The organism is Pseudomonas sp. Eqa60 (assembly GCF_018326405.1).
GTDB lineage: Bacteria > Pseudomonadota > Gammaproteobacteria > Pseudomonadales > Pseudomonadaceae > Aquipseudomonas > Aquipseudomonas protegens.
The window spans coordinates 2168390-2180698 of sequence record NZ_AP024342.1 but is presented as its reverse complement, the minus strand read 5'-3'; the positions used below and the strand labels follow the sequence as shown (position 1 = coordinate 2180698).

The 12309-nt window shown below is 62.8% G+C and carries 9 protein-coding genes; 3 read left to right on the top strand and 6 right to left on the bottom strand.

What is annotated here, in order from left to right:
- Window positions 1-15: 15 nt before the first annotated feature.
- From KI242_RS09895 to KI242_RS09885, 3 genes are all read right to left on the bottom strand, one after another.
- Window positions 16-849: a hypothetical protein gene (locus KI242_RS09895; protein ID WP_015634766.1), complete on the bottom strand. Its 834-nt coding sequence runs from the start codon at window positions 847-849 to the stop codon at window positions 16-18.
- A gap of 148 nt (window positions 850-997) precedes the next feature.
- Window positions 998-1948 (bottom strand): LysR family transcriptional regulator, encoded by a 951-nt coding sequence (locus tag KI242_RS09890; RefSeq protein ID WP_015634765.1) that lies wholly within the window; start codon window positions 1946-1948, stop codon window positions 998-1000.
- A gap of 208 nt (window positions 1949-2156) precedes the next feature.
- Window positions 2157-2921, bottom strand: coding sequence for a GntR family transcriptional regulator (locus KI242_RS09885; RefSeq protein WP_011060203.1), 765 nt, complete (start codon window positions 2919-2921; stop codon window positions 2157-2159).
- A 319-nt stretch (window positions 2922-3240) separates the two neighbouring features.
- On the opposite strand from KI242_RS09885, the gene KI242_RS09880 reads away from it, so the two are divergent.
- On the top strand, window positions 3241-4431 hold the full coding sequence (locus KI242_RS09880; protein WP_015634764.1) for a benzoate/H(+) symporter BenE family transporter: 1191 nt from the start codon (window positions 3241-3243) through the stop codon (window positions 4429-4431).
- Between the two features lie 190 nt (window positions 4432-4621).
- On the opposite strand, the gene KI242_RS09875 is transcribed toward KI242_RS09880, so the two are convergent.
- A complete protein-coding gene (locus KI242_RS09875) occupies window positions 4622-4966 on the bottom strand; it encodes a YggL family protein (protein ID WP_011060201.1) in 345 nt (114 codons plus the stop codon).
- Window positions 4967-5200: 234 nt separating this feature from the next.
- Between KI242_RS09875 and dacB the strand changes: the two genes are divergently transcribed.
- Window positions 5201-6661 carry a D-alanyl-D-alanine carboxypeptidase/D-alanyl-D-alanine-endopeptidase gene (dacB, locus tag KI242_RS09870; RefSeq protein WP_015634763.1) on the top strand — a complete coding sequence of 487 codons (1461 nt, stop codon included), beginning with the start codon at window positions 5201-5203 and terminating at the stop codon, window positions 6659-6661.
- 42 nt (window positions 6662-6703) lie between these two features.
- Here the strand turns inward: dacB and KI242_RS09865 are convergent, their stop codons facing one another.
- Entirely contained in the window at window positions 6704-9103 is a 2400-nt protein-coding gene (locus KI242_RS09865) for a diguanylate cyclase (protein ID WP_123430271.1), read from the bottom strand.
- A gap of 135 nt (window positions 9104-9238) precedes the next feature.
- Window positions 9239-11503, bottom strand: coding sequence for a bifunctional 23S rRNA (guanine(2069)-N(7))-methyltransferase RlmK/23S rRNA (guanine(2445)-N(2))-methyltransferase RlmL (gene rlmKL / locus KI242_RS09860; RefSeq protein WP_053150032.1), 2265 nt, complete (start codon window positions 11501-11503; stop codon window positions 9239-9241).
- 544 nt (window positions 11504-12047) lie between these two features.
- Here rlmKL and KI242_RS09855 point away from each other — a divergent pair.
- Window positions 12048-12263, top strand: a complete 216-nt coding sequence (locus KI242_RS09855) for a ribosome modulation factor (protein ID WP_015634760.1) — start codon at window positions 12048-12050, stop codon at window positions 12261-12263.
- The last annotated feature ends 46 nt before the right edge of the window (window positions 12264-12309 follow it).

The following is a 12309-nucleotide window of genomic DNA, read 5'->3' as shown; positions in this document are numbered from 1 at the left end:
GGACTGCGGGCGAGCCTAGAAGGTCACTTCCATGTTCAGGGTCGGTGTCGAGGTGCGGCTGCCACGGCCGCCGTCCACCCCGAACTTGTTGTGCCAGTACTCGTAGCCGACACCCAGGTACAGGTTGGGCTTGACGTTCTTGCCCGGCAGCACTGCCACCATCAACGAGGTACGCATCAGGGTTTCGGGGGCAGTGTCGCGGTAGTTGTAGTCGTGGCCCTTCTCCCCGGTGTAGTTGACGAAACCCTGGAACTTGGCAGCGTGGGTGCCGACTTCGAAAGGTCGCATCCAGGCCAGGTTGAGCAGGTAGGTGTCGTCGAAGGTGTGATCCGGGTCCTTGGCCCCGGGGATCCCGGAATGGTTGTTTTCCTTGTAGTACAGCAGGCTCAGGTCCAGCACCCCGACGGTGTTGAACTTAAGGGTCGGGCCGAAGACCAGGGCACGCTTTTTCGCCGACCCCAGGTTGTTGTTGCGGCTGGCGTCAAAACCCATGGTCAGCGCGTAGTCCTTGATCAGGCCGGTGCCCAGCGGCGTGTCCAATACCCGGGAGGAATAGAGCTGGTGGCGATAGACCCCGTAGACCTCGCTGCTGCCCTTGTTGGTGCCCTTGCGCGGGTCGTCGTTGTCGGAGAGCAGCACATCCAGGTGCAGGTAGTTGCTGCCGTACTGGTAACCGCTGGCGTGGGTGAAGCTGTAGATGCGCTTGCTGATGTAGTGCGGGTTGTTCGGGTTGGTGAACTCCTTGCCGTATCGAAAGCCGACGCTATTGTTCATCCACTCGAGGGCGGCCGCTTCCCCTGCTCCGATCATGCTCATCAGCAGGGTTGCGCCTTGTAGTGCCTTTTTCATTTTTATTATGTCCTGTGGCGGTGTGGCTTTAGGCAGCTTCGCTGGCTGCCGACCGCACGCAGTATCGACACAAGCGCTACAGCGCCCAAAGCACAGAATATCGACCAGGGCGCTGCCGAAATGGCAACACAGGCCCAGGAGGCCGGACTCAGAGCACCGGCTGGCCGAAGGCGCGCTCGGCCCGTTCGCGAAGAGCGATCTCCTCACTGAGCAAATGCGCCAGCGCCTCCACCGCGCTGGGCAGGTCGCGCCCGCTGCGGGCGTAGAGCCCCAGGTCGCTGTAGATGCCGCCCTGGTCGCTCAGGGGAATATGCAACAGCTCACCCTTTTGCAGATCCGCCTCGACCCCGACCCGGGTCTGGAACGCCACCCCCATGTTGTGCCGGGCCATCTGCCGCGCCAGCTCCATGGAGTTGCTCTGCAGCGGCGGTTTGTCCAGCAGGCCCAGACGCTTGTGCAGCGGCGCCAGCAGGTGATGGATCGACAGCTCGCTCTTGGCCAGGATCAGCCCGTGCTCGGCACAGGTGGCGAAATTGACGCTGCCGCGCTCGGCCAGCGGGTGGTCCGGGCTGACCAGCGCCCCGAGGCGGAAATGCCCGACACTCAACTGGCGGATTTCCGCGGCCCGTGGCACAGCAAAGGCCAGGCCCAGGTCGGCGCGGCTGTTGATCAGGGCCTGGGGAATGGATTGCGAACCCTGCACGGTCACACCGATGGTCACTTGCGGGTAGTGATCACGCATGCGCTTGAGCACCGAGGGCAGCAGATCCACCGTGGCACCTTCGGCGGTGGCGATCTCGACGTGGCCGCTTTTCAGGCCGCGCAAGGCGTCGAACTCCAGGCGCACCCGCTCCAGGTCCTGCAACACCAGGTTGGCGTGACGGCTGAGAATCTCCCCGGCCATGGTCAGGCGCAGGCCGCCGGGCAAGCGCTCGAACAGCGGCGCGCCGATCTCGTCCTCGATCTTGAGAATCTGCCGGTTCACTGCCGAGGACGCGACATTCAAGCGCCGGGCAGCCTCGCGGATCGAGCGGCAGCGCCGGACCATGTCGAAATAGTGGATCGCGGAGGAATGAATACGTAGCGTTCTGCCGCTCATGCCGCGGGCTCCTTTCGCAGGGCGAGAGGCGAGCCTTGGCCGACTGCTGCCGGGCCATGCGCCTCGAAGCAGTCACTGTATACAATCTGAAACAAAAACCGCAACAAAATGCCCAAGCCAAGGCCCGGCAAGGGGCCGCAGAAACAAGAATCCCTCGCTCCGTGCAGCACACGAAGCGAGGGATTGCTTGAAACGCAAGGCTTGCAGCTTAGAGCTTGGCGCTTGGCCGCCCCGGTTTCTTGGTCTGCAGCAAGTGCGAGAACACCGCATGCAGGTCGTCCGAGGCACTTTCCTCGTCGAGGTTGAGCTTGCTGTCGATGTGGTCCATGTGGTGCATCATCAGGTTCACCGCCAGCTCGCCGTCCCGGGCTTCGATGGCATCGATCAGTTGGGTGTGCTCATCGTAGGAGCAGTGCGAACGGTTACCGCTTTCGTACTGGGCAATGATCAGCGAGGTCTGGGACACCAGGCTGCGCTGGAAGCTGATCAGCGGGGCATTCTTCGCCGCTTCCGCCAGCTTCAGGTGAAACTCCCCGGAAAGGCGGATACCGGCACCACGATCGCCGCGGGAAAAGCTGTCGCGTTCCTCGTTGACCATCTGCCGCAACTCCAGCAACTGCTCGGCAGTGGCATGCTGCACGGCCAGTTCGGTAATGGCCCGCTCCACCAGGCGCCGGGCGAGAAATACCTGGCGGGCTTCCTCGACGCTCGGGCTGGCGACGACCGCGCCACGGTTGGGCCGCAGCAGGACCACGCCTTCATGGGCCAGGCGCGACAGCGCGCGACGGATGATGGTCCGACTGACTCCGAAAATCTCCCCCAGCGCCTCTTCGCTCAATTTGGTGCCCGGCGCCAGGCGCTGCTCGAGGATGGCCTCAAAGATGTGCGCGTAGACAATATCGTCCTGGGTTCCGCTGCGACCGGCTTTGCCTGCTCGCGGTTGTTTCTTGAGAGGTTGCAACTGTTCGTTCATGGGCACTCGGGTCGGGAGGACTGCGGCGATTTCAGCGTGACTTTAATACGCCACGGTGGGTCGCTGGCAAGTATCGCGTTAAAACAGGGGCACATTGTACACAACCCATGGCCATCACTAGCAAAAAGTGTTGTCGGGCCCGCGACTTGTTCAACGACTGTACGGCTATTTGTAGTCACGGCTGTATTGCAATGCAAAGTTACTTTTAAGTTTAGGCTTGGACCTTGAACCTCATTACTGGCCCATTGCTCGAGCCCGCCTCGATCAATGCGCGCCGGATGTGGTTTTTTGCGTCTTTCAAGAACAAGGAACAGCAGTAATGTCCGATGCCACTCCCGCGCAGCTACGCCCTCTGGCCGACACTTCGCCGTCTGCCATAGTGGCCGGCTTCATCGCCATGATGACCGGCTATACCAGTTCCCTGGTGCTGATGTTCCAGGCCGGGCAGGCCGCCGGGCTGACCAGCGGTCAGATTTCCTCGTGGATCTGGGCCATTTCCATCGGCATGGCGGTGTGCAGCATCGGCCTCTCCCTGCGCTATCGCACCCCCATCACCATCGCCTGGTCGACCCCCGGCGCCGCCCTGCTGATCACCAGCCTGTCCGGAGTGACCTACGGCGAAGCCATCGGCGCCTATATCACCTGCGCCGTGCTGGTGACCCTGTGCGGCCTGACAGGCAGCTTCGAGCGGCTGATGAAAAAGATCCCGGCGTCCCTGGCGGCGGCCCTGCTGGCGGGGATCCTGTTCAAGATCGGCAGTGAAATCTTCGTCGCCGCCCAGCACCGCACCGGCCTGGTGCTGGGCATGTTCCTCACCTACCTGGTGGTCAAGCGCCTGTCGCCGCGCTATGCGGTACTGGCTGCGCTGCTGATCGGTACGGCCTTGTCCGGGGCCATGGGCCTGCTGGACTTCAGCGGCTTTCACCTGGAAGTGGCGACCCCGGTATGGACCACGCCGCACTTCTCCCTGGCCGCCACCATCAGCATCGGCATTCCGCTGTTCGTGGTGGCCATGACCTCGCAGAACATGCCGGGGATCGCCGTGCTGCGGGCCGACGGCTACAACGTCCCGGCTTCGCCGCTGATCACCGCCACCGGGTTGGCCTCGCTGCTGCTGGCGCCCTTCGGCTCCCATGGCATCAACCTGGCGGCCATCAGTGCCGCCATCTGCACCGGCCCCCATGCCCATGAGGATCACAGCAAGCGCTACACCGCGGCGGTGTGGTGCGGGATTTTCTACGGCATCGCCGGGGTCTTCGGCGCCACCCTGGCGGCGCTGTTCGCCGCCCTGCCCAAGGAGCTGGTGCTGTCCATCGCGGCCCTGGCGCTGTTCGGCTCGATTATCAACGGCCTGAGCATCGCCATGAGCGAAGTGAAGGAACGGGAAGCGGCGCTGATCACCTTCATGGTCACGGCGTCGGGGCTGACGCTGTTCTCCATCGGCTCGGCGTTCTGGGGAATTGTTGCCGGGGTGGTGACCCTGATGATCCTGAACTGGCGCAGCGCCTGAAGGGCTTCGCTGGCAAGCCGGCTTCTACACCGACCGGCGCTCGCTCACGCGCCGGCTTGCCGGCGAACGGCGCCCACGACAACGCCCGGGGCTGGCCCGTGGCAGAGGCAAGGATACAAAGGGGAAAATCGACAGGTTGCCCTCGGGCAACAACGCATGAGCGACCCGGACGGGTCGCTCATGCATGACATCACGCGACTGGGTTGATCGCGTTGTCCGGGTACCACACGTCCAGCAGCGGACTGACTTCAACGGTGGTCAGCTCGGTGCGCGCCTTGAGCCAGGCTTCAACGGTGGCACGTTGCTCTTCGCTGACGGAACCGCGCTTGCTCAGGCAAACCAGACCGAAGTCGTCGCCGCCTACATAGCCCAGGCCGTTGGCTTCCATCGCTTCTTTGAGGAATGCGTCGAGGAAAGCGTCGATAGCTTCGTCAGCCAGACCTTCTTTGAAATCCAGGTTCAGCTCAAAACCCAGCTCCTGAAATTCATCTACGCAGAGTTTTTTGCGCAGACGGCGGGAACGGTTAGTGGCCATGGAACAATCCTCATAAGTAATAACGGGCGGCACTTTACCAGTTTAGGCAGGCGATTGCCTGACTCTATGAGGATGCAACCCTGCCATTGGTAAAAAAAATACCGCCCCAGCGGCCCGTGGCACGGCACAAGCCGCTATACCTTGGGGCATAATGCCGACACTTTCATGACCACTGAGGGATTTTATCTGCATGCCCTCGCCTTTTTTCCCCTCGACTGCAGGGTTCCATTTCATATGATCAAATCGTTGCGTCCTCTGTTGCTGGCCAGTGTTTTTCTCCCCCTGGCCTTTCCCGTTTCCGCGGCCCCGGTCAACACCACCCTGACCCCCAAGGTCCAGCAAGCCCTCAAAGCCAGCAAACTTCCGGATAACGCCCTGTCCCTGGTGATGATTCCCCTGAACGGCCCCGGCACCCCGACCATCTTCAACGCCGATGTATCGGTGAACCCGGCCTCCACCATGAAACTGGTGACCACCTACGCGGCCCTGGAAATGCTCGGCCCGACCCACCAGTGGAAAACCGAGTTCTACACCGACGGCACCCTCAGCGGCGGCATCCTCAATGGCAACCTGTACCTCAAGGGCGGCGGCGACCCCAAGCTGAACATGGAGAAGCTCTGGCTGCTGATGCGTGACCTGCGGGCCAATGGCGTACAGCAAGTCACTGGCGATCTGGTGCTGGACCGCAACTTCTTCGTGCAGCCGCAACTGCCGGAATTCAATGACGATGGCAACGACGAGAACAAGCCGTTCCTGGTCAAGCCGGACGCCCTGATGGTCAACCTCAAGGCCCTGCGCTTCGTTGCCCGCAATGACTCAGGACGGGTCCTGGTTTCGGTGGAGCCGCCGATCGCCAAGATCCGCATCGACAACCAGGTCAAGGCGGTCAACACCAAGCAGTGCACTGGAGACGTGCGCTACAACCCCGTCACCCAGGCCGATGGCAGCGTGATCGTGACCGTCGGCGGGCAGTTGGGTGATGGCTGCAGTTCCCAGACTTACCTGTCGCTGCTGGACCACGCCACCTACACCGCCGGCGCGGTGCGGGCGATCTGGAGCGAGCTGGGCGGCAGCATCCAGGGCCAGGATCGCCTGGCCGTGGTACCCAAGGATGCCAAGGTCCTGGCCCGCGCCTTCTCCCCGGACCTCGCGGAAATCATCCGCGACATCAACAAATACAGTAACAACACCATGGCCCAGCAGTTGTTCCTGAGCCTGGGGGCCAAGTACCGCAACGAAGCCGATGGCGACGACGCCAAGGCAGCCCAGCGTGTGGTGCGCCAATGGCTGGCGAAGAAAGGCATCACCTCGCCACACCTGGTGATGGAGAACGGTTCCGGCCTGTCGCGTGCCGAGCGGGTCAGTGCCCGGGAAATGGCCGGCCTGCTGCAAGCGGCGTGGAAGAGCCCCTACGCCGCCGAGTTCATCAGCTCGATGCCGATCGCCGGCATGGATGGCACCATGCGCAAGCGCCTCAAGCGCACCGCCATGTCTGGTGAGGCGCACATCAAGACCGGCACCCTGAACACCGTACGCGCCATCGCCGGCTACAGCCGCGACGACAACGGCAATACCTGGGCGGTGGTGGCAATCCTCAACGATCCACGGCCATTCGGCGCCTCTTCGGTGCTCGACCAGGTCCTGCTGGACCTGTACCGCCAGCCGAAACTGGCGACCAGCGCTTCGGTGCTGTAAGCGGCGATGCTGGCGGCGGCAAGCCTTGCGCGCCGCCAGTGTTCACGGCTGTTCCATCAGGACCCGGTCCCGCCCCGCCTGCTTGGCGGCATAGACCGCAGAGTCGGCCCGCAGCAGCAGCTCATCTGCACCCTCCCCCGCACGCCAACTGGCGATACCGAAACTGGCGGTGACACTCTCCACCGGCCCGATCGGCGAACTGCGCACACCGTGCCACAGCTCCTGCGCCAGAATCAGCGCTTGCTGGCCGCTGGTGTCCGGGCACAGGACCATGAACTCCTCTCCCCCCAGACGGCAGAAGACGTCGATGCGCCGCAGGCGCCGGCCGATGCGCTCGCACAACCCGCGCAGCACCTGATCCCCCACACCGTGACCGTACTGATCGTTGATCCGCTTGAAATGGTCGATGTCCAGCATGATCACCGCCATGACGCCACCACCTCGCTCCAGGCGGTGCATCTCGGCCTGTAGCCGCTCCTGGAAATAGCGCCGGTTGTGGATACCGGTCAGGGAGTCGGTGACCGACAATGCCCGCAGTTCCTCCTCGACCCGCTTGAGATCGGAGATATCCGATATATAGCCGTGCCAGAGCACACCGCCGCCCCGCAGGCTTTCCGGGCTCGCTGCACCGCGCATCCAGCGCACCCCCCGCTGCGGCAGGCAGACCCGGTACTCCTCGCGCCAGGGACTGAGCTGCTGCGCCGAAACCCGGATCGACTCACGCACCCGCTCCACATCCTCAGGATGGATGCGCTCGAATGCCGCCTCGGCATCCTGCTGCAGCAGTTGCGGCTCGATCTCGTAGATCTCGCGCAGGCCATCGCTGGCATAGGGAAAACTGGTATGCCCGTCGGCGTCCAGCTTGAACTGATAGATCCCGCCGGGAACGTGGGCGCTGAGCCGCTGCAGCAAGCGGTCACGGGCGGCCAGGGCTTCATGCACGCGCTTGCGTTCGGTGATATCGATGCAGATGGCCAGATGGCCGATCCACAACCCCTGGTCGTCGAGCACCGGGGTGGCCAGCATGTTGACTTGCAGATGGCTGCCGTCACGCCGTACCAGGGTCCATTCCCGGGCCTCATGCCCGCCGGCCATGCCCTCTTCCACCAACATCGCCTGGGACACCGGGATGGCTTTGCCGTAACGCTGGGTGAGGCTCTGGGCCCAGCTTTCCAATTCTTCGGGCAAATGCAGGCTTTCCAGGGTCAGGTGCCCCACCGCCTCACTGCTGCTGTAGCCGAGCATCTGCTCGGCCCCGGCATTGAAAGTGCTGATCACTCCGCGCAGGTCGGTGGCAATGATCGCTACCTGAGTGGCGGCATTGAGCACGCAGCGCAACTGGCTGTGGGTGCCGCGCAACGCCTGCTCGCTGCTACGCAGCTCCTCGGTGCGCTGCTCCACCAGGGCCAGAGCCCGCTGACGCTGGCTGACCAGGACGTAGAGCAAGGCGCTGAGCAGCAGGCTGAGCATGCCGCCAAGGATCACCAGGCTACCCAGGGCTGAATGGTTGGCGTGCAGGAAGGCCGCGCTGGGGCGGATGTCCACTTGATAGTCCCGGTCCGCCAGGCGCAGCAGGCGGCTGGCGGTCAGGCCGCTGCTGATGGGCGGGTTGTTCGACTCGTAGAGCACCTCGTGCTGGCCCTCGGTGGACAGGTCGAGAATCCGCACCGACAGGTTATCGCTGGCAGGAACCGGCAGGCCGTCCGCCACCAGTTGCCGCAGGCTGATGATCGCCAGAACATAACCGTAGGGCCGGTCCTGGGGGCCGGAAGCATCCTGCGCGCGCCTGACCGGCGCCGCCAGCAGCACCCCTCGCGCATAGGCCTGGTCCACGGCCACCAGTTGCAAAGGCGGAGAGACCGCCAGGCCATTGAGTTCCCGAGCACGTTCCAGGGTGGCTCGGCGCAGGGGTTGAGCCAGGAGGTCGTAACCCAGGGGCGACCCCAGGGGGCTCTGGGTCTGGCTGTACAGCACCGGCGCGTAGTCATCGTGCTCGCCGGCCGGCTCCATCTGGCCCGTGGCATTCAACTGCAAAATGGAAAAACCCGGCAGCCCCTGATCGCGAATCGACTGCTCGAACCCCGGGCGCTGGGCGCGGCTCACCAGAGGCGCCCAGGCATAGGCCTGGGTGCGGCGTAACAAGGGTTTGGCGTAGCCATCGAAATCCTGGCGGGTCACCAGGTCGGAATTGACAAAGAAGCGCCGCAAGCCGTCCAGGCGTTGTTCCTGGTCTTGAAAGCGTTCTTCGATGCGGCTGTAGCGTTCGCCGGCCAGCAACTGGAAGCGCTGGCGCACCTGCTGCTTGTTCAGGCTGTAGGTGGACCAGGCCAAGAGCCCGGTGAGGATGCCGCCCGCAACCAGGACCAGCACCGCCACCAGCCAGGCAGATACCTCTTCACTTATGAAACCCAGGATTTTCGGGCGTACAACATGCAGAGGCATAAGCAGAACTCATCACGCCAGCGAGTTTGGGCATCATCCGGACCAAGTGTGAGTTATAGCTATTAGCCACTAATTTGACCAGCGCTAAACAGCCCCGAAACCTGAAAAAACAGGCCTCGGGGACATATCCGGCCATCAGCGTGCGGTGACTTTCCAGGCACGGTGGATTTTGCCGTTGCGGGCGAAATCCGGATCGATGGTTTTCGCCGTGATTTCCTCGATCTGGTAGCGCGCGGCGAGGTTTTCATCCAACTGGAACTTGCGGAAGTTGTTGGAGAAATACAGCACGCCCCCCGGCGCCAGGCGTGCCATGGCCAGGTCCAGCAACTGCACCTGGTCACGCTGCACGTCGAACACCCCTTCCATGCGCTTGGAGTTGGAGAAGGTCGGCGGGTCGATGAAGATCAAGTCGAACTCGTCACGGCAGCTGTCCAGCCAGGCCATCACATCGCCCTGCTCCAGGCGGTTCTTGTCGGAGAAACCGTTGAGCGAGAAATTGCGGCGTGCCCAGTCCAGATAGGTTTTCGACAGGTCGACACTGGTGGTGCTGCGCGCGCCGCCCTTGGCCGCGTGCACACTGGCGGTGGCGGTGTAGCAGAACAGGTTGAGGAAACGCTTGCCCGCCGCCTCTTGCTGAATACGCATGCGCATCGGCCGGTGATCGAGAAACAGCCCGGTATCCAGGTAGTCGGTAAGGTTCACCAGTAGCTTGATCCCGCCTTCACGAACTTCGGTGAACTGGCCCTGGGCACTCTGGCGCTCGTACTGCTTGGTGCCGCTCTGGCGCTCGCGACGCTTGATCACCACCCGGCTCTTGTCGACATTCAACGCCTGGGGAATCGCCGCCAGGGCATCGAACAGACGTGCCTGGGCCTTTTCTGGGTCCACCGATTTGGGCGCCGCGTATTCCTGCACGTGCACCCAATCCTGGTAGAGGTCGATGGCCAGGGAGTATTCCGGCATGTCGGCATCGTAGACACGGTAGCACTCGATGCCCTCGCGCTTGGCCCACTTGCCCAGTTGCTTGAGGTTCTTTTGCAGGCGGTTGGCGAACATCTGCCCGCCCTCGCTCAGGCGCGCCTGTTCGACCACGGGAGCAGGAGCCGGGGCCGGCTTGATCGGGTTGCCATTCTTGTTGTACTGGCGCACGGGTGCTTCGTCCGCGGCGGCCTGGGCCTGCTCGCGTTCCACCTGGCGCTGCTCGGCGGTGCGGCGCTCGCCGGTGACGAACTGATCCGGCAGGACCTTGATCAGCAGCAGCTTGCAGGGCAAGGCGCCGTTCCAGAACGAGTACTGTTTGTGGCTGCGGATGCCCATGCGCTTGCCCAGGTCCGGGGCGCCGGTGAACACCGCCGCCTCCCAGTTCAGGCAGGCCTGGCGCAGGCGCTCGCCGAGGTTCTGGTAGAGGTACAGCAGGCTGGCTTCGTCACCCAGGCGCTCGCCGTAGGGTGGGTTGCAGATCACCAGGCCTTTCTGGTTCTGGTCCGGGCGCGGCTCGAAGGTGCCCACTTCGCCCTGGTAGATCTTGATCCACTCGCTCAGGCCGGCGCGCTCTACGTTGTTGCGGCCGGGCTGGATCAGACGCGGATCGGCTTCGTAGCCGCGGATCCACAGTGGTGGCTTGGCCAGGCCGGCCTGGGCCCGGGCCAGCGCTTCGTCGTGCAGCTTGCGCCACAGCGCCGGCACGTGGCCGAGCCAGGCAGTGAAGCCCCATTGTTCACGCTTGAGATTGGGGGCGATGTCGGCGGCGATCATCGCCGCCTCCACCAGGAAGGTACCCACGCCACACATCGGGTCGGCCAGGGCGCCGCCTTCGGCAGCGATGCGCGGCCAGCCGGAACGGATCAGGATCGCCGCCGCCAGGTTTTCCTTGAGCGGCGCGGCGCCTTGCTGCAGGCGGTAGCCGCGCTGGTGCAGGCTGTGGCCGGAGAGGTCCAGGGAGAGGATGGCTTCGCCGCGGTCCAGGCGCAGGTGGATGCGCAGGTCGGGGTTGAGCTTGTCCACCGAAGGGCGCTCGCCGGTCGGAGTGCGCAGCTTGTCGACAATGGCGTCCTTGACCTTCAGGGCGCCGAAGTGGGTGTTGTCGATGCCCGAGCCATGGCCGCTGAACTCCACGGCCAGGGTGCCGTCGGCCAGCATGTGGTCCTGCCAGTCGACATCCAGCACGCCGTGGTAGAGATCCTCGGCGTCCTTCATCGGGAAGCGCTTGAGCACCAGCAGCACCCGGTTGGCCAGGCGCGACCACAAGCACAGGCGATAGGCTGTCTCCATGTCGGCCATGCCGCGCACGGCAGAAGTGTGCTCACGCGCTTGCTCAAGGCCAAGCCCGACGGCTTCCTCGATCAGCAGGCCTTCAAGGCCTTTGGGACAGGTGAGGAAGATTTCGTAACGATCCGACATGGGAATACCAGGGCCTTTAGCAATAAGTGAACGGGCAACGCATCGCCCGTTCGGTTTTCAATCAAGCGCTTTTCTTCAAGAGCGCTCGTGTGGCGCGAAACTGCGCCGTCCCACCCCGGCAGGCTGGCTTTCTTGCAGGGCAAAAGAGCTTAGAGGCCGGGACAGATAAAAAGTCAGGGCAACAAAATGACATAAGTCGACCCTTCGTCGAATAGTAGTTGAGTGCAACCGTTCGACATTCTCACTAAAGCATTAACCTCATCATCTAGTGAGAGGCTGATCACAGGGGGCTTTGCGTGACAGGCACGATACAAAACCGCCCCAGGCTTATGGCCTGGACAGCATTATCGTTACGTCCTTATGACAAAACGATCATTCACTTGCTGTGACCTATTGGTTAGAACTCAACACAGGTTGGCGCCGCAACGGCGTCAACATCAAGGCTCGCGACGCCGGCAGCGAGCACCAACGGCAGAAGCAATCTGCCCGACCTCAACGAAGGTCGACGGGACATAAAGCAGTCAACAAGTGAGGGAAACACCCTATGAGAAGACTAAAGCGTGATCCGTTGGAAAAAGCGTTTTTACGCGGATATCAGTATGGCGTTAATGGCAAGTCCCGTGAGCTTTGCCCATTTACTCTACCGTCGGTACGCCAAGCCTGGATTAACGGCTGGCGAGAAGGACGCGGCGACAACTGGGACGGTATGACAGGCACTGCGGGCATTCACAGACTCAACGAACTTCGCGCTGTCGGCTGATCAGGGCACATTCCGACACCTAAAACTTGAATAGATGACGACTTAA